The organism is Marinobacter sp. SBS5, assembly GCF_048285575.1.
Lineage (GTDB): Bacteria > Pseudomonadota > Gammaproteobacteria > Pseudomonadales > Oleiphilaceae > Marinobacter.
This window is the reverse complement of sequence record NZ_JBLWAZ010000001.1, coordinates 61,041-78,090: the sequence shown is the minus strand read 5'-3', so window position 1 is coordinate 78,090 and position 17,050 is coordinate 61,041. Positions and strand designations below refer to the sequence as shown.

Here is a 17,050-nt window from a genome sequence, read left to right as displayed (position 1 = left end):
TAGCGGCACAGCCTGCAAATGTTATAATGTTGCAAAATTTGCAGGAGCCACATCATGACTGAGCGCGCGCTTCCGTACCGCCCTCACAATCATCAAGCCTGCGTCAGCCAAGCTCTGGCTGACGCACAAGCGATCTGTCGCGACCAAAATGCCCGCCTGACCCCCATTCGGGAACGTGTTCTGGAGCTGATCTGGCAATCCCACAAGCCACTTGGTGCTTACGATATTCTGGCTCAGCTCGGTGCCGAAGGGCACAGTGCCGCGCCACCCACTGTCTACCGGGCCCTGGATTTCCTGCTCCAGTACGGTTTGGTGCATCGTATTTCGTCTTTGAATGCGTTTGTCGGTTGCGCCCATGCCGGAGAGCACCATCGCAGTACCTTTCTGATCTGCCGGGAATGCGGCATCGTGCTGGAACTGGCCGTCAACGCCGTTACCAAAGCCATCGAGTCAGCAGCTAAAGCGGAAGCTTTTCAGGTCGAAGACATCACGCTGGAAATCGCCGGTTTGTGCCCCACCTGTCAGGGAAGCACCGTCCATGCCTGACCATCTGGTACAGCTCAATCAGCTAACCGTGCGTTTTGATGAGCGGATCGTGGTCGATCAAGTCAATCTGGCGGTCGGTCGAGGCGACATCATCACGATTATTGGTCCCAACGGAGCCGGAAAAACCACGCTGATCAAAACCATTCTGGGCATTCAGAAAGCGTCCAGTGGTCAGGTATCTCTGGCCCCTGATCTGGTCATTGGCTATGTACCTCAGCATCTCTCACTCGAGGCTACCCTGCCCTTGAGTGTAAAACGCTTCATGTTACTGAGTGGGCGTCCACTAAATGCCTGTGAGGCGGCGTTGCAGCGTACCGGCGTAGGGCATCTGCTCAATGCCTCGGTGCACCATCTTTCCGGCGGTGAAAAACAGCGCTTGTTGCTGGCCCGCGCCCTTGCCCGCCAACCCGATCTGCTGGTTCTCGACGAGCCGGCTCAAGGGGTTGATATCAACGGGCAGGCAGCTCTGTACGAGCTGATAAGAGAGCTCAGAGACGAACTGCACTGTGGCGTGATCATGATCTCCCACGATCTTCATCTGGTGATGGCCGCCACGGATCAAGTCATCTGTCTTAACCAGCATATATGCTGCAGCGGACACCCGGCGGATATTTCCCATGATCCAGCCTTCATCGAAACCTTCGGTCACCAAGTGGCAGAATCACTGGCGGTTTACCACCACCGCCACAATCACAGCCACGATCTGCACGGCGATGTCGTAACAGGAAAAGAACCTCACGGAGCCTGCAACCATGACCATCATTGATCTGATCCTCGGTGATTTTTTCTGGCGAGCATTACTCGGTGGGCTTGGTGTCGCTCTGGTTGCCGGCCCTTTGGGTTGCTTTGTCGTCTGGCGGCGTTTAGCTTATTTCGGCGACACCTTGGCGCACTCAGCACTGCTGGGGATAGCCCTGAGCTTCCTGATCAGCATTCCGCTCAATCTTGGCGTTATCATCACCTGCCTTTTGATAGCGCTGGCTCTGGTGTTGTTATCCCGCACCCGAGCTCTGGCCACGGATACCTTGCTGGGCATTCTCGCGCACAGCGCGCTGGCCATCGGCTTGGTGACTCTCAGCTTCATGCCCGATATTCGGGTTGATCTCACCGGACTGCTGTTTGGTGACCTGCTCGCCATGAGCCGCCAGGACCTGCTCTGGATCTACGGCGGAGCCGCGGTGGTGCTGGCCCTGCTGGCCCTGCTCTGGCGCCCGTTGTTGATGAGCACTATTCACGAAGAACTCGCGCGCGTGGAAGGCGTACCCGTAGAGCGGCTTCGCTTGGCGCTGATGCTGATGTTTGCATTAGTCATCGCCGTAGCGATGAAGATCGTCGGTGTCTTGTTGATTACCGCTTTGCTGATCATCCCCGCTGCCACTGCAAGGCGGTTGGCAAAAACACCGGAACACATGCTCGGGCTGGCGATCGTGTTCGGATTTATCGCGGTATCAGGGGGCCTGACACTGTCTTGGCATCTGGACACGCCGGCTGGCCCGTCCGTTGTCGTCACCGCCTTTCTGACGTTCTTGCTGGTCTACAGCGGCGCCCGCAACACCAGCTATTAAACCCCACGGGCTTTCCCGATGGCGCAGACTGGTCTAGAGTGGATTAGCTGACCAACGGAAAGCCTGAGGGAGGACCCTGGCATGGGCAGCAGCCCGGACATTGTGTCACCAAGTTCAAGAATCCGCAGGGCTCTCTGGCCAGGCTTGTGGGTTCCTGTGGTTATCCTGCTGGCCGGAAGCGCACTCAGCTTTTCCGTCGCCAAACGGGTTTCCTCCCAAACAGAAGCCCTTGCCCAACAACACTATCATCTGCAGCATCAAGCGTTGGTTCACCTAGTCCTCGAGCACCTGTACCGCCACGGGAATGACGTTTCCCTGTTAAAAGTGCCGCTGGCCAAAGCCATGCCCCAGCACCTTAGCCTCCGCATCGACACGCTGGAACGGCACACCAAAAAACCGCTCCTGCAACTTGGCTCCATCCACGCACCTCTGGCTCGCCAAGCTCTTCGCAGTGAACTGGATATCGGCGGCCATCGTTCGATGGTAACGACCATGCCAGATGCCCAACTGCTAAAAGCCCCTGCACAAAACTTACGCTGGCTTGTTCTTGTTAGCGGTATGGCACTCACTTTACTGGCATTTGTGCTGTCACTTTACCTGTGCTGGCGCAACCATCAGCAGCGAAAGCTCGTTCAGTCGCACCGAAAAGACCTGAAAACCCAGAGCCAGAAAATCGCCAACTTGAATGTCGAAAAGGTCGCGCTCAGACAGGCTCTCAATGACAGCGAGAACCGATCACGGGATTTGATCAACCTCTCTGGCAACCTGATCGCTGAGCTGGATGAGCAAGGGCAAATTGGATACATCTCAGCCTTGGCCGCCGATATCTTCAAGCAGGCGCCTTCAGATCTGGACGAGAAACCCTTTCAGCAACTTGTCGTGCAAGTGGATCAACGGCGTTTCGTGGAATGCCTTGAAGCGGCTCGTGCAGACCAAGACATCACACAGGCAGATCTCGCACTGGCAGCAGACGATTCTGAACAGCCCGTGCCAGTCACCCTGCGCCTGAAAGCGTTAACCGATCCCGTGAGGGGCCTCGTAGGGTTTCGACTGAGTGCACAAATCAAAACCCGCCCACATGACTAGCGACTTACATGGGCTGAACTCGATCCAGAAGCCGTCCGGTCGCCAATAGCTCCAAAAACTCATCCCCTAGCCGATCACTTTCAGCAATCGCTCGGCGCCAAGACCTCTCACGCCCGGCATCATCCCCCAGGTACTTCTCGAAATCCTTACGATCCGGCAGCTTGCGATCTGGCAAGGCTTCAAGGTATTCACGGGACGGAGACAGCAATAGAACATCTTGCAGGCGAGTCGCGTCCCCTTTGCGCCACGGCAGCGTTTTATCAAACCAACCAGGCACCACCTTGTCAGTAAAATGGGGATAGAGCACGATCCCGGGCTGCTCGTAGGGAAGGTCAAGGTGGTAGTCCAACAACCCGCCGTCACGGTACACCCCCGCCGGGGCACCCGGAATGTTATGCACAGCCGACATCACCATCGGGATCGACGCCGAGGCCAGCAAGGCTGACAGCAAGTTGTCCGATGAGAGCGTCACCTCATGGCGCGGGAACTCCGCGTGGGTGGAAACCGGGGTCTTTTGCCGGGCGTCGTGAACAAAGCCTCGCTCCATAAACCGACTTAGATGGCGGCGACTGAGCATATTGGCGCTGATCGCGCTCATGAGCCCCATGCTCAGACGGCCTTTCGAATCATGCTGCAACAGGCCAAGGCTTCGAACCACCACCACACTGAGTCGATAAACAGGATGCGCCAACAAATAGTCTTCCCGGCCTCCGAGCAATTCCTGCAAAAACGCGATGCTTTTGCGACTGACTTCTTCCGCACTGACACCTTTGCTAAAACGTTGCTGGGTGTAGAGCTCCGCCAATTTGGTCAATTGGGCCCGAGGGTTATCAGACGATGCAACAGCGGCAAAGCGCCAGCTTCCGATTGATGAGCCTATCAGAGCGATTTCGTGTTCGGCTTCGGCTAACCAATCTCCGAAGATGGCTTTATCAAGGCCACTGATCCCCAGCGCTTTCGGTCCTCCGGCAGCTCCCGGAACCACATGAACATCAGACGCTTCCAGCGGTTTCTGCCGCAGCCGTTCCAACGCACGGCGGCCAGCCCGGATCGTAAGTGCCGGGGCACGGGTATGAACTGCAGTCATTCGATATCCTCTCATTAGCTGGCTGGAGTTTAACGAAGGCTCAAGGCCCCAGCCAACTGAACAAAATTCATGGCGCCCATTGGCTTCGTGCATAAAGCGTCGCGATGCACTCTAGAACGAGCAAATTTCGACTTTTACGTAAAAAGTGCCATGCTAGACTTTAATCAACAATGGCACAGGATGCGTGCCGTGGCATGTCAGCGGGAGCTGCACTGTGAATCTTCTTACCTCGCCTGAAACTATGGAATCTAACCCGAATCTTGCCGTTCTGGGGTTCAGGCGCCAATTGGTTTACCACTTACACTTTTGGGCCTTTATCGCCGTGGCTCCGCTGATTCTGATTCAGTGGCAGCATGGCAATCACCTGCTCGCAGCCTTTCTAGCCCTTTTTTGCGCCAATGCTGTGCTTGTCATTGGCTGCTTGCGGCTGACCGGGCGCTATTTTCTGAAAGGTCGCCTGTTTCCGATTTTGGCTGTGGTTTCAGCCGCCTACTCCACCGCAATCAATGGGCACGCCGGGCTTTACTGGGCCTACCCGGCCGCCATCGCTCTATTTTTCTTGCTCCCTTTGAAAGAAGCCAGCGTTTGCAACATCCTGTTTGTAGCAGTAATGGCTGTGACCTCATTCCTGAAATTCCCCGAAGCTGATTTCTGGCGCATCACCTTTTCTCTAGGGCTCAGCTGTGTGTTTGCGATGGTGTTTGCCTGGCTTGTCGGGCGCATGCAACAAGAACTGACGAAACTGGCCACCACAGACCCGCTAACCGGCTGCCTGAACCGCTCTCAACTAGAAGACATTCTGAACAATCAGATCCAAATGCGCGAACGGTATGAACGAGTCTCGAGTCTGGTTCTGGTTGATCTGGACTACTTCAAAGTCATCAACGATCAATGGGGTCACTTGGCCGGCGACAAGGTTCTGAAGGAGCTCGCATTGCGAATTCGAAAGCGGCTCAGGGAGAACGATCAACTGTTCCGCATTGGCGGCGAAGAGTTCATGATCGTGCTACCCGAAACCCGCCAAAAGGATGCCGACACCCTCGCCCATCAATTATTGAGCAGCATCAGCGCCACACCCTTCCTGGATGACATCCGCGTCACTGCCAGTGCGGGTGTGGCCGAAGTCTGTCAGGGTGAAACCTGGTCGATCTGGCTGAATCGGGCCGATCAGGCCCTGTATGCAGCAAAACATCAGGGTCGAAATCAGATTGTGAATGCCCCCAAACCGGGCACGACGGCTCCGACAACGAGTGAGCAAAGGCCGTTCCCGCCAATGAACGAGGGCGGCGAGGTGGCTTAACCCGGTAGCCCATTCGTCAATAGTTGCTTTCGAAAATCACGATAGGCTGAAAATACCTCCCAAGGCTTCTCGAAGTGAGGGTAATGCCCAACATGCCTTAAGCTGACCACATCCGCAGATGGCACCAGCTCGCGGTAACGTCTAACCATCGCAGCACCGGAAACCGGATCCGCCATCCCGGAAATGAGCCGTATTGGCTGTTCTGCCTCCTGCAACGCACCCACCCAACGATTACGATGGCACCGGCGTTCTTCCATAAACTGAATGAGCTCATGCAGAATCCCGCGCCCATTGTTATAGTTCACTAAGTGCCAGAAATCCGATAAATCGTCACGATCTGGCTGACTATCTGCTGCAAACAACCGTCGAAAACTTCGTTCAAACGTACCTTTCGTCAGTCCTCGGCTGATCAAACCACCCAGCGGGCTCTTGAGCACTTTCTGAATAAACAAAGGGGAGTGAACTTCCGGGAAGAGGCCGCCATTCAACAAACACACGCTGTTGATTCGGAAGCCCAACGCGCCTTCCTGCTCTCTGGCCAGCAGCTCCTGAACCACAGAGGTGCCGTAATCGTGGGCCATCAGATGCACTTCCGGCAAGCCCAGCCCTTCCAGCCAGCCCTGAACAAGATCCGTTTGGTCTTCGATGCTGTAACGATAATGTTGAGGCTTATCGGAAAAACCAAAACCCATCATGTCCAGCGCCAACACCTGGTAGTGGCGGGTAAGCATCGGCCAGAGACGACTCCAGTCCCAGCTTGCCGAGGGGAATCCATGCAGCAGCACCAGAGGTTCACCTTGGCCTGCCATGCGGCTGAAAACGGCATGGCCGCCATAGCTGAACCACTTTCCTGCTTGTTGCCAAGCCTCTAGTGTGGCAGCCACCTGATACGTTCCTGCCATCGACCCAGACATAACCTGTCCCATGATTTGCCCCGACACACCCTGTGAACAAACAACTTTAGTGCAAAGCACCGCCACTAGCCACCTTCACACCGAGCGCCCCCCGCATAAAGACCACCGAGCAGCCTAAATCATGGAGGTGAAGCGCGATTTGCCTTAAGCTTCACACTTTGACAGGCACACTATCGGGAACCACTATGTCTCTACCTCTTGATGATCTCACCGGCCATTACCACGCGATTCTAGAAGGCTTGGGAGAAAACCCCAGCCGCGAAGGCCTGATGGACACCCCAGCCCGTGCTGCAAAAGCCATGCAGTTTTTAACGCGCGGCTATCAACAGGACCTGCAGAGCCTAGTGAATAATGCAGTGTTCGAGTCAGCCATGGATGAAATGGTGGTGGTCCAGGACATCGAGCTCTACAGCATGTGTGAACACCATATGCTTCCTTTCATCGGCAAATGCCACATCGCTTATTTGCCACAAGGTAAGGTGCTGGGGCTCTCCAAGTTTGCGCGCATCGTAGACATGTACGCCCGCCGCCTGCAGATTCAGGAAAATCTGACGCGGCAAATCGCCGAAGCCGTTGAAAGCGTGACCGGTGCGAAAGGTGTGGGTGTGGTGATCGAAGCACAACATATGTGCATGATGATGCGCGGCGTCGAAAAACAAAACTCCCGCATGAAAACCTCCATGATGCTGGGTCAATTCCGCAAGTCTCAGGCAACCCGCAGCGAGTTTCTTACCCTGATTTCAAGCAACCGCGGGTAAGTTTGGCACATTACCCTACTGAAATTGGCGTTTTTGGCTGCTGGAAAACAGCCACGGTTCCGACAGGATAGAACGGTACCCGCGAAGAACAGCTCACCCCGATAGCCGCATACAAGCTTGTCAGTCTACTCGGAGGTGCGCTGTGTGCGAGCGAGCATTCACCGTTCAGGAGTCGTCATGCGTTCATTGAAAAACAAAACCATCATCATCACCGGCGCTAGCCGTGGCATTGGCCGAGAAGTTGCGCTGGTTTGTGCAGCGGAAGGCGCCAACATCGTCATCGCGGCCAAATCAGATCAACCCCACCCGACACTTGAAGGCACCATTCACTCTGTAGCCAAAGAGGTTCAGGAAGCGGGTGGCCAAAGTTTGGCCGTTAAAGTGGACGTGCGCAGCGAAGAAGATGTCGACAATTTGATTGCCCAAACCGTCGAGACCTTTGGTGGTATTGACGCCATCATCAACAACGCGGGCGCCATCGCCTTGTCCGGCGTCGAATCAACGCCGCTGAAAAAGCTCGACCTGATGATGCAGATTAACTTCCGCGCGGTGTTTCTGCTTAGCCAAAAAGCCTTACCTCACTTGAAGAAGTCTGAAAACGGACACATCCTGAGCTTCTCCCCCCCTCTGGATCTGGACCGCCGCTGGATGCGTAACCACGCCCCCTATACTCTGACCAAATACGGCATGTCGATGCTGACACTGGGCATGTCGGACGAGTTCAGGCGCTACGGCATTGCGGTCAACGCCCTTTGGCCTCGCACCGTCATCCATACCGCCGCCACGTCTTTCGGCGGCAAGCAATCGTTCGACCGGGCTCGCACCCCCAAAATCATGGCGGATGCCGCCTTCGCTTTATTGAAAACCGAAAACCGTGACATCACCGGCCAGCTGCTGATTGACGAAGACTTCCTGCGCACTCAGGGCGTGGAAGATTTCGAACAATATCGCGCCAACCCGGAGAGCGACAAAACGGACCTGATGCCAGATTTATTTGTTCAGGCGCCAGATGCTTACGTCCATGGCACGGTGCCACCGCTGGCTGGCTTATCCACAGAAGAATAAAAACAATCGAAAATCGACTGTCACAGAGAGCACTGCCTCTCTGTGACTGCTACAAAGAGTTATGCCTTACCGGAGGTTCTAGCTATGCCATTACTGAGCCTGAGCAACGATGGCAAAGTTGCGATTATTTCGATGGAGAATGGCAAGAATGCCAATAACCTGGCCTTTGCCCAGCAGCTGCTGGCCCTGCTCAATCAAGTTACCGACGACAAGACCTACAAAGCACTGATTCTAACGTCAAGCGACGAGAAAAATTGGAGCCAGGGCATCGATGTCAGCTGGCTAATGGGCAGCATTCAAAGAGGCAACCGAGACGACGTAAAAGCCTTCTTATCCACCATGGATGAGATTTACCGCGTCATGCTGCAATACCCCATGCCCATTATCGCAGCCATCAATGGCCATACTTTTGGCAACGGAGTCGTGATTGCAGCCGCTTGTGACTTCCGGTTTATGCGCAGCGACCGCGGTTACGTGTGCTTCCCGGAAGTCGATATGAGCATTCCGTTCGTGCCCGGCCTGATCGACGTGATCCTGAAAGCGATGCCTCAACACACGTTTAACGATATGATTTTGACCGGCCGGCGCGTTACCGCAAACGAATTGGCTGACGCGAAGTTCATTGACCGAACCTTCGAATCGGTTGAAGCTTTACAGGACGGCACGCTAGAGTTTGCAAGAACCTTCAAAAAAGGCCGTGCCATTTTTGCCGAACACAAAAAGCGCCTACACAAACCAGTACTGAACGCGCTGGCTGTAAAAAATCCGCCGGTCATTGAGGCGTTGGACATCCTTTTGTGACCACGCCAACGCGACTTCAAGGAGAACACTCGTGCCCATTGAGAACGATCAAGGCCTTCGCGACATTCTAGCCAGCGTCTGCACCATCGCTTTGGTGGGTGCCAGTGAAAAAAACAGCCGCCCGTCCCACGAAGTGATGGAGTACCTGCAACAAAAGGGCTATCGAGTAATCCCGGTCAACCCGCGGCTTGAAGGTAAGCAGTTGCTCGGCGAAACGGTGTACGCAGACCTCGCATCCATTCCCGAACCCGTCGACATGGCCGAACTCTTTCTGGCGCCAGAGCGCACCGATGCGATCATCGACCAGGCCATTGAACTGAAGATTCCCGTACTCTGGCTGCAAATTGGCGTCATTAACGAAGCCGGTGCGGAGCGTGCCGAGCACGCAGGACTGAAAGTGGTCATGGGCCGCTGCCCAAAACGGGAAATCCCCAGGCTCAACATTGCCAGTTGAGCCAACCTGCTCTATTCTGGAATTACTTCAGGACGTGTGAGCGGGTCTATGTCGTTCAAGGATCACCCAAGGAATGGGCAAGTGCCCCCAAGCAACTCCAATCACGGAGGATCTCGAGTAGAGACTTTCCTGCATAGGGCTCGTATTCCTGTCGACCTGCTGCAACTCGGCATGCGTATTGTGCAATTGGATCGCCCTTGGAACGATGTGCCTGTTCTCTTTCAAGGTTTTACGCTCTCGTCCCCCGAAGAAGCCAAAGTTCTCCGCCAGTATTGCACTTGGGTCGTTGTGGAAGATGAAGAAACCAAACTCGCGCCCGTTCTAAGCAAAATCCCTCAGCTGCGGCAAAAAACGACCGAACCACTGCCTGAAACCCGAACACTGGAACAGGAATTTCCACGAGCCAAGGAAACCTGGAGCCGAACTCAAGCTTTTGTCGATAAAATCACCGTCGACATTATTGAGAACAACACGCTGGAGCTTGGCCAAGCCCGCACTCTCATCAGATCCTGCGTTGAAAGTGTCAAAGCCAACGCCAGCGCCATGCTCTGGATGGGGCGAATTAAAAACCGGGATGCGTACACCGCCGAACACTGTTTACGGGTAGCCGTTTACGCCATCGCTTTCGCGCGTTTCCTGGGCATGCCGGACGAAGATATCGAAACCGCTGGCATGTGCGGATTGCTTCACGACCTCGGCAAGCTCAAGGTTCCGAGCGCCATTCTGAATAAGCCCGGCCCGCTTACCCCTGACGAATACGTCATCATGCAGTCGCACACTACACACGGCTTCAACCTGCTCAAACAAGATGACAGTCTGGAATCCATCATTCGTGATGTGACCCTGCACCATCACGAACGAGTGGATGGCAATGGCTATCCAACACACCTGCCAGAATCCCAGATCAGCCGCTTTGCCCGGTTAATATCCATCGTTGATACCTACGATGCAATTACCAGCGACCGCTGCTACCGGGACGGACGCTCCCCCGCCGAAGCCCTCAAAATTCTCTACCAAAACCGCGGCCAACAGTTTGATGCGGATATGGTGGAAGCGTTCATCCGAATGATCGGCATCTACCCACCAGGCACACTGGTCGAGTTAAACACCGGTGAAGTTGCCTGGGTGGTCAGCACGCACCCCGGGCGAAAGCTCAAACCCAAAGTTGAGATCGTGCTAGATAAAAACAAGCATAGAATGACGCCATATATTCTTGACCTGAGCGCACAGACAACAGAAGATGGTGAAGTTCGTGAAATTCGTAGTCCACTACCCGACGGTGCTTACGGAATAACTATAAACGAGCGAATTCACAACTAGCGACTCACGATAGAAAGGACTCTGCCGTTACCCCTAGGAATACGCCAAGGTAAACTCGGAGCAGAGCGTGACCCCAGCACAGCGCACCATGCCGTTTGTAACGCGCGTCCTTAAGGGCCCATTTTTCGCGGCTTTCATTTTTTTAGCCTTTCTCTCATTAGCTTGGGTACTGCGTACAGGCCTTATCCAAAAAGACACGCACCAGATACAGTCGAACTTGGCCAACGAGGCCACAGCCCTGTCCAACAACCTTGAACGTGAATTTTTAGTGCAAGTGGGTGCCCTTGGTCGGATGGCCCAGCGCATGTTCAACAACACCTACTCGAACGAACAACTTTGGCGAGCCGACGCCACGACCCACCTTAACGATTTTGGCATTTATCAAGCCATTGAATGGGTCGATGAACAGTACATCATCCGCTGGTTGGAGCCCTCCGAAGAAAATCAAGATGTCGTTGGCTACAACGTTGCGTTCAACGATCAGCGGAAACAAGCATTAGAGCAAGCTGCCGCAACCGGCCACTATGACATTTCCGGAATCATCGACCTCAAGCAAGGCGGGAAGGGCATCGTTACCTACCACCCGGTCGGCCAGGGTGCTGAGAATAACGGTTTTATCGCTGGCGTTTTCAGAATGGAGGTGTTCGCCAAGCAACTGTTAAGCAATCGGGTCATTGATCAGTTTCAGGTTGGGATTTTGCAACAAGGTCAACCAGCTTACGACCTCAACGCTTCCACCGATATCGACAGCGCTTTCAGAGAAACCGCCGTCGTGAACCTGCCATCACTCAACTGGCAGCTAACGCTGCAGCCAACCTACGCTTGGGTCGAAGCTCAGCGCAGCCAATGGCCGAACGCGGTGTTCTCAATCATTGTGTTGATGGGTGTGTTCATCAGTCTGACTACCTTACTAGGGCAGGTGGTTCTTAAACGCAATCGAAAACTGAGGGAAACCCAGCTTGAACTTGAGCAGCAAGTCGACGAACGCGTTGCTGTGCAGGTCGATCTGGAACGTCTGGAGTCCACCGACACCCTGACAGGCTTAGCCAACCGTCGCTTTTTCATGGAAGACCTGACACACACTCTCAGTATTGCCGATCGCCAAGCGCGCCAGGTCGCCTTGTTGATGATTGATCTTGACCGCTTCCAAGTTCTGAACGACACCCTTGGTCACCAATTTGGTGATGAGTTGTTGATCAAGGTTTCCGAAAGGCTGAATGAACTCAGTAGCGAAACCATTCTCGTCGCCTATTCGGGTGGTGACGAGTTCATGATCTGCCAGCAACAGATGGATGATATTGACGACGTTATTCACCTGTTAGGCCTCGTCAAACAGTGTTTTTCAGAACCCTTCGAGGCGCTCGGAGAGGTTCACCAAGTCACCGCCACCATGGGCGTCGCGGTTTACCCTCAAAGCGGGCACGATGCCGACACTCTGCTTCGCAATGCGGATATCGCCCTCTACCGGGCCAAGGATCAGGGCCGAAATACCTATCAGTTCTACACTGAGGGTATGCAAGAAAAAGAAATGATGCGGCTGGAGCTCGACAAGGACATCAGTCAGGCTTTGGCGAATGATGAATTCGTACTGTACTACCAGCCTCAGTTAAATCTCGAAACGGGCGAAATCAATAACGTTGAGGCGCTCATTCGCTGGCAACACCCTACCCGCGGCCTCCTGTCTCCCGTTGAGTTTATTCCGTTAGCCGAAGAAAGCGGGCGAATTACCGAGATAGGTCGATGGGTGGTGTTAGCAGCTTGCCGTCAGTTAGGTCGTTGGAAGGGTACGCCCTGCGGTCATCTTCGCATTGCGGTTAACCTGTCTGGCCGGGAACTGGAGGATGTCACGCTGGTTGACCACGTTCGGGATACACTGGCTGCGGAGAATGTCGCTCCTGACATGCTTGAGCTTGAGCTGACTGAAGAAATTTTCATTCAGAACATTGCCCAGAATCGCAGCCAGCTTTCGCAATTGCACGAGCTTGGTACGCGTCTGGCGATTGATGACTTTGGTGTGGGTTACTCTTCTTTGGGATACCTGCGCGATTTTCCTGTGGATTTACTGAAGATTGACCGGTCGTTTATTGCCAATGTTACCGAGCGCCATGACGATGCGGTCATTACTCGGGCGGTGATCAATCTTGCCCATAACTTGGGCATTCAGGTTGTAGGCGAAGGTGTGGAGACGGAAGAACAGCTAAACTTCTTGAAAGTTCACCGGTGCAATCTGGCGCAAGGGTATTTGATCAGCCGGCCGGTTCCGGGTGATGTGCTGGAGGAAGCGATTCGAGAGGAAACGCTGTTTACGGGTGAGCAGGCCACCTCCGAATTGTAATTATGGCGCCGGGCCTGCAAACTTTAGGGCCTACCTTTCTTTGAGTGTGATGTGTATGTCGGCCAGATATTTGTCTTCGGAGCAGGATGCGAAGCTTCGTCGCTGGGAGCGCTGGAACCGCAATTATTTCGTGTTTGCGTTTTTTGCGCTGATTCTGGTGCTGGTGTTCAGCAGTCAATTGGGGATTTCTTCTGGTGATGACTGGGGCGGCCTTGGGGTGCTTCTGGTGTTGCTGGTGATTCCTATCATTGTGTTGCAGTTGCGGCTGTCTTGTCCGGCTTGCGGCACGAAGATTGGCTGGCAGGCCAAGTTGATGGCGCCGGACCAATGTAAGTCCTGTGGTGTTTTTCTTCGTTCTAAAAACTCTGCTTCCTGAAACCTTTGACCTGTGAGTGGGTCATAGGTTTTAGTCTATCCTTGAAGTAGCGTGTTTGCCGTGCTGGCACGGGGTAAGTGCTTCCGAAAACCGCTGCGAGTACTTCCATGTAAGCTTGTCTCCGCCCCTCAGCGCTTATCGCTCCTGCGTCGCACTGAGGGTCCTGGGCAGGCCATCCATGGCCAGCCCGTGAAGAGCTTACGCTCTTCACCCATGGCTCCGAACATTTTCGGAAGCACTTACCCCGCACCAGCACTCCGCTGACTTGGTTCCTGGATTCTCCTGAATCCTGCTAGTCATTGTTCATTGGGTGCTGCCTATGAAAGTCAAAGAACTCGCCACCGCCGCCGATGTGACCCCGGATACGGTTCGGTTTTACACCCGGGAAGGTTTGCTGCGGCCCAGCCGTAATCCAGAGAACAACTATCAGCACTACGATACCGAGGACTTGCGGCGGCTGCGCTTTGCCCGAAAGGCTCGGCAACTGGGTTTTTCATTGCCGGAGATTCGGCAGATTCTAGGGCAAGCGGATGAGCATCATTCCCCGTGTCCGATGGTTCGGAATGTGTTTGAGCAGCGGTTGGCTGAGGTGGAGCGGGAGATTGGGGAGTTGCAGCAGTTACGCACTCGGATGGTTTCGGCGTTGTCGGCCTGGCAGGAGATGCCGGACGGGACGCCGGATGGGCATACGATTTGTCGGTTGATCGAGCATTGGGACGATCCCGTTACTTCTTCTGGTAAGGAGCATTGAATCATGGCTGAAGCACCTGTTTTAAAGACGGCACTGAGTATTTCCGGGGCGTCGTGTCAGGGCTGTGCGAAGAAGATTCGTAACGCTCTGGAGCCGTTAACCGGTGATATCAATCTGGTTGAGGTGAATCTGGAGGAGCAGACGGTCGCTCTGCCCGAAAGCGCGGATGCGGCTGAAGCTGCGAGGATTGTGACGGATACGGGGTATCCGGCAGAGCCGGTGACAGCAGCCGAGGAGAACACGTCTAGCTGCTGTACTTCGAAAAAAGAAGGTTCAGGCGACAACGACACAGATCCCTCAGAGAAAACAGAACAGATAGACAGCGCTCAGACCGCGGCACCCGAGAGCTCTAACAGCGATCAGGTGCACTTAGCGGTGACCGGCGCTACCTGCGCCTCCTGTGTAAATACCATTGAAAAGGCGCTGCTGTCGGTGCCCGGCGTGTCTCATGCGCACATGAATCTGGCAGACAATACCGCCACCGCCACGGGTGCTGCGGATTCTGCCCGGTTAATTCAGGCCATTGAGAGCGCGGGCTACGGCGCCAGTGAGATTGAGGACGAAGACGCGGCCGACGATCGCAAGCAAGAGGAAGACAAAAAACAGTACAAAGCCCTGTTGGTCAAAATGGCCATCAGTTTGGGGCTGGGTATCGCGTTAATGATTTGGGGCATGGGTTTTGGTTCGATGATGGTGTCGAGCGAAAACCAGATCACCTGGCTCAATCTCGGCATCCTGACCTTAGGCGTGATGATTGCGACCGGTGGTCACTTTTATATTGGGGCCTGGAAGGCGTTCAAGCATCACAACGCCAACATGGACACCTTGATCGCTCTGGGCACCGGCACCGCCTGGCTGTATTCCATCGTGGTGGTGAGCATTCCGGAGGCGCTGCCGGAGATGGCGCGGCATGTGTACTTTGAAGCGTCGGCGATGATCATTGGTCTGATCAACCTCGGGCAAGCGCTGGAGCTGCGTGCCAAGGGGAAAACCTCTGAGGCCGTGCGGCGGCTGCTGGACCTTCGGGCGAAAACCGCTCGGGTGATTCGGGACGGCGACGAGCAGGACATTCCCGTTGAAGAGGTTCTCAAAGGCGACCGCATCCGGGTACGCCCCGGAGAGAAGCTGCCGGTCGATGGCGTGATTGTTGAAGGTTCTACCCGCATTGACGAAAGCATGCTCACCGGTGAACCCATGCCCGCCAGCAAAGTCGAAGGCGATGAGGTGTCCGCCGGCACTCTGAACACCCACGGTTCCATTATTTATGAAGCCACCCGGGTGGGCAGCGAAACCGCACTGGCGCAAATCATCAAACTGGTGAAGAAGGCGCAAGGTTCAAAACCGGCTATAGGTCGGTTGGCAGATAAGATCTCTTCGGTGTTCGTACCCTCGGTGATGCTGATTGCCGTTGTCTCGGCGCTGGTCTGGTACAACGTTGGGCCAGAGCCGGCGGTGGTGCACATGATGGTGGCCGCCACCACGGTACTGATTATCGCCTGCCCATGTGCGTTGGGCTTGGCAACGCCTATGTCGGTGATGGTGGGCGTTGGTAAAGCCGCGGAATACGGCGTGCTGATTCGCCAAGGCGATGCCCTGCAAACCGCCGGTAAGATTGACCTGGTGATTCTGGATAAAACCGGCACGATCACAGAAGGTCATCCGGCGGTGACACGGGTTCATGCGCTTGATGGCGATGAAAATAAGCTACTGGCGTTGGCCGCCGGGTTGGAGCAGCACTCTGAGCACCCCTTGGCGGAAGCCATTGTGGCCAAGGCCAAGGAAGAAGACATCGCTCTCGAAACAGTAGCCGGCTTCGAGGCCCTGAATGGCAAAGGCGTTATAGGGCAAGCCAACGGCCAGACCCTACGCTTGGGTAACCGCCGTTGGCTGGAAGCCGAAGGCTTGTCCGTTGATAGCCTGTCTGACGCCGCAAAATGCATTACCGATGAGGCCGGCACACCGCTTTATCTGGCGCTCGGCACCGAACTACTCGGTGTGATCGGCGTTGCCGATGCCATCAAACCCGACTCCAAGGCGGCCATTGCCCGCCTGCATGAGTCCGGTATCAAAGTGATGATGGTAACCGGTGATATCGAGGCCACAGCCCGGGCTATCTCTGATGCCGCCGGTATCGACGATTTCCGAGCCGAAGTCCTGCCGGAAGACAAAGCCGACGTGGTCAATGACATGCGTAACAAGGGCTACACCGTAGCCATGGTCGGTGACGGCATCAACGATGCGCCGGCACTGGCGGCTTCCGATGTGGGCTTTGCCATTGGCACCGGTACCGATGTCGCCATTGAGAGTGCGTCAATCACCTTAATGCGCGGCTCGCTGCACGGGGTGCCTGATGCCATCGAGATTTCTCAGGCCACGGTTACGAATATTCGGCAGAACCTGTTTGGTGCCTTCATTTACAACACCTTGGGCATCCCCGTGGCGGCCGGTCTGTTGTACCCCCTTTGGGGCATTCTGATGAGCCCGATTCTGGCCGGCGCGGCCATGTCGTTGTCGTCAGTGACCGTCGTGTCTAACGCCAACCGCCTGCGGTTATTCAAAACCAGTCAGAAACCCGTTCAGCACAAGGAGCCGAACTCATGACAACTTTTCTGGTCAATATCAGCGGCCTTGCGCTCATGGCCGCCATTGTGTGGTGGTTCTGGCTTTCCGGTTCAGACAAAAATTCCACAGA

15 protein-coding genes and 1 pseudogene are annotated in these 17,050 nt (G+C 54.9%); 14 read left to right on the top strand and 2 right to left on the bottom strand.

The window, feature by feature from the left end; genetic code table 11:
* The first annotated feature begins 54 nt into the window (after positions 1 to 54).
* From ACNQ6O_RS00400 to ACNQ6O_RS00385, 4 genes are all read left to right on the top strand, one after another.
* On the top strand, positions 55 to 546 hold the full coding sequence (locus ACNQ6O_RS00400) for a Fur family transcriptional regulator (RefSeq protein ID WP_418051284.1): 492 nt from the start codon (positions 55 to 57) through the stop codon (positions 544 to 546).
* Positions 539 to 1,312 (top strand): zinc ABC transporter ATP-binding protein ZnuC, encoded by a 774-nt coding sequence (znuC, locus tag ACNQ6O_RS00395; RefSeq protein ID WP_418051283.1) that lies wholly within the window; start codon positions 539 to 541, stop codon positions 1,310 to 1,312. The genes ACNQ6O_RS00400 and znuC overlap by 8 nt, the downstream gene beginning before the upstream one ends.
* Positions 1,299 to 2,111: a zinc ABC transporter permease subunit ZnuB gene (gene znuB, locus ACNQ6O_RS00390; protein WP_418051282.1), complete on the top strand. Its 813-nt coding sequence runs from the start codon at positions 1,299 to 1,301 to the stop codon at positions 2,109 to 2,111. Before znuC ends, znuB begins: the two co-directional genes overlap by 14 nt.
* Positions 2,112 to 2,192: 81 nt before the next feature.
* Entirely contained in the window at positions 2,193 to 3,197 is a 1,005-nt protein-coding gene (locus ACNQ6O_RS00385; RefSeq protein ID WP_418051281.1) for a histidine kinase, read from the top strand.
* A 4-nt stretch (positions 3,198 to 3,201) separates the two neighbouring features.
* Here ACNQ6O_RS00385 and ACNQ6O_RS00380 read toward each other — a convergent pair whose 3' ends face one another.
* Positions 3,202 to 4,284: a patatin-like phospholipase family protein gene (locus ACNQ6O_RS00380; RefSeq protein WP_418051280.1), complete on the bottom strand. Its 1,083-nt coding sequence runs from the start codon at positions 4,282 to 4,284 to the stop codon at positions 3,202 to 3,204.
* A 214-nt stretch (positions 4,285 to 4,498) separates the two neighbouring features.
* Between ACNQ6O_RS00380 and ACNQ6O_RS00375 the strand changes: the two genes are divergently transcribed.
* The gene (locus tag ACNQ6O_RS00375; RefSeq protein WP_418051279.1) at positions 4,499 to 5,584 is read left to right on the top strand and encodes a GGDEF domain-containing protein; all 1,086 of its coding nucleotides are present in this window, start codon (positions 4,499 to 4,501) and stop codon (positions 5,582 to 5,584) included.
* Here the strand turns inward: ACNQ6O_RS00375 and ACNQ6O_RS00370 are convergent.
* A complete protein-coding gene (locus ACNQ6O_RS00370) occupies positions 5,581 to 6,510 on the bottom strand; it encodes an alpha/beta fold hydrolase (protein ID WP_418051278.1) in 930 nt (309 codons plus the stop codon). The genes ACNQ6O_RS00375 and ACNQ6O_RS00370 overlap by 4 nt on opposite strands.
* A gap of 173 nt (positions 6,511 to 6,683) precedes the next feature.
* Between ACNQ6O_RS00370 and folE the strand changes: the two genes are divergently transcribed.
* The 9 genes and pseudogenes from folE (at position 6,684) to ACNQ6O_RS00325 (ending at position 16,959) form a co-directional block, all read left to right on the top strand.
* Positions 6,684 to 7,256, top strand: coding sequence for a GTP cyclohydrolase I FolE (gene folE, locus ACNQ6O_RS00365; RefSeq protein WP_114335236.1), 573 nt, complete (start codon positions 6,684 to 6,686; stop codon positions 7,254 to 7,256).
* 177 nt (positions 7,257 to 7,433) lie between these two features.
* Positions 7,434 to 8,252, top strand: a pseudogene (locus ACNQ6O_RS00360) (SDR family oxidoreductase); the annotation flags it as partial.
* A gap of 153 nt (positions 8,253 to 8,405) precedes the next feature.
* Complete coding sequence (locus ACNQ6O_RS00355; RefSeq protein WP_418051277.1) at positions 8,406 to 9,122, top strand: enoyl-CoA hydratase/isomerase family protein; 717 nt, start codon at positions 8,406 to 8,408, stop codon at positions 9,120 to 9,122.
* 31 nt (positions 9,123 to 9,153) lie between these two features.
* Positions 9,154 to 9,576, top strand: coding sequence for a CoA-binding protein (locus tag ACNQ6O_RS00350; RefSeq protein ID WP_418051276.1), 423 nt, complete (start codon positions 9,154 to 9,156; stop codon positions 9,574 to 9,576).
* A 48-nt stretch (positions 9,577 to 9,624) separates the two neighbouring features.
* Positions 9,625 to 10,896 (top strand): HD-GYP domain-containing protein, encoded by a 1,272-nt coding sequence (locus ACNQ6O_RS00345; protein ID WP_418051275.1) that lies wholly within the window; start codon positions 9,625 to 9,627, stop codon positions 10,894 to 10,896.
* A gap of 88 nt (positions 10,897 to 10,984) precedes the next feature.
* Positions 10,985 to 13,231, top strand: coding sequence for an EAL domain-containing protein (locus ACNQ6O_RS00340; RefSeq protein WP_418052244.1), 2,247 nt, complete (start codon positions 10,985 to 10,987; stop codon positions 13,229 to 13,231).
* Between the two features lie 55 nt (positions 13,232 to 13,286).
* Positions 13,287 to 13,607, top strand: a complete 321-nt coding sequence (locus ACNQ6O_RS00335) for a hypothetical protein (RefSeq protein ID WP_418051274.1) — start codon at positions 13,287 to 13,289, stop codon at positions 13,605 to 13,607.
* Positions 13,608 to 13,926: 319 nt separating this feature from the next.
* A complete protein-coding gene (locus tag ACNQ6O_RS00330) occupies positions 13,927 to 14,358 on the top strand; it encodes a MerR family transcriptional regulator (protein WP_418051273.1) in 432 nt (143 codons plus the stop codon).
* Positions 14,359 to 14,361: 3 nt separating this feature from the next.
* Positions 14,362 to 16,959, top strand: coding sequence for a heavy metal translocating P-type ATPase (locus ACNQ6O_RS00325; RefSeq protein WP_418051272.1), 2,598 nt, complete (start codon positions 14,362 to 14,364; stop codon positions 16,957 to 16,959).
* The last annotated feature ends 91 nt before the right edge of the window (positions 16,960 to 17,050 follow it).

What these genes read in the sequence shown, in the direction of transcription:
- ACNQ6O_RS00385 (WP_418051281.1), top strand. Translation starts at nt 2,193, where the DNA reads ATGGGCAGCAGCCCGGACATTGTGTCACCAAGTTCAAGAATCCGCAGG.
- ACNQ6O_RS00355 (WP_418051277.1), top strand. Translation starts at nt 8,406, where the DNA reads ATGCCATTACTGAGCCTGAGCAACGATGGCAAAGTTGCGATTATTTCG.
- ACNQ6O_RS00330 (WP_418051273.1), top strand. Translation starts at nt 13,927, where the DNA reads ATGAAAGTCAAAGAACTCGCCACCGCCGCCGATGTGACCCCGGATACG.
- ACNQ6O_RS00340 (WP_418052244.1), top strand. Translation starts at nt 10,985, where the DNA reads ATGCCGTTTGTAACGCGCGTCCTTAAGGGCCCATTTTTCGCGGCTTTC.
- ACNQ6O_RS00380 (WP_418051280.1), bottom strand. Translation starts at nt 4,284, where the DNA reads ATGACTGCAGTTCATACCCGTGCCCCGGCACTTACGATCCGGGCTGGC.
- ACNQ6O_RS00345 (WP_418051275.1), top strand. Translation starts at nt 9,625, where the DNA reads ATGTCGTTCAAGGATCACCCAAGGAATGGGCAAGTGCCCCCAAGCAAC.
- znuB (WP_418051282.1), top strand. Translation starts at nt 1,299, where the DNA reads ATGACCATCATTGATCTGATCCTCGGTGATTTTTTCTGGCGAGCATTA.
- ACNQ6O_RS00370 (WP_418051278.1), bottom strand. Translation starts at nt 6,510, where the DNA reads ATGGGACAGGTTATGTCTGGGTCGATGGCAGGAACGTATCAGGTGGCT.
- znuC (WP_418051283.1), top strand. Translation starts at nt 539, where the DNA reads ATGCCTGACCATCTGGTACAGCTCAATCAGCTAACCGTGCGTTTTGAT.
- ACNQ6O_RS00335 (WP_418051274.1), top strand. Translation starts at nt 13,287, where the DNA reads ATGTCGGCCAGATATTTGTCTTCGGAGCAGGATGCGAAGCTTCGTCGC.
- folE (WP_114335236.1), top strand. Translation starts at nt 6,684, where the DNA reads ATGTCTCTACCTCTTGATGATCTCACCGGCCATTACCACGCGATTCTA.
- ACNQ6O_RS00325 (WP_418051272.1), top strand. Translation starts at nt 14,362, where the DNA reads ATGGCTGAAGCACCTGTTTTAAAGACGGCACTGAGTATTTCCGGGGCG.
- ACNQ6O_RS00400 (WP_418051284.1), top strand. Translation starts at nt 55, where the DNA reads ATGACTGAGCGCGCGCTTCCGTACCGCCCTCACAATCATCAAGCCTGC.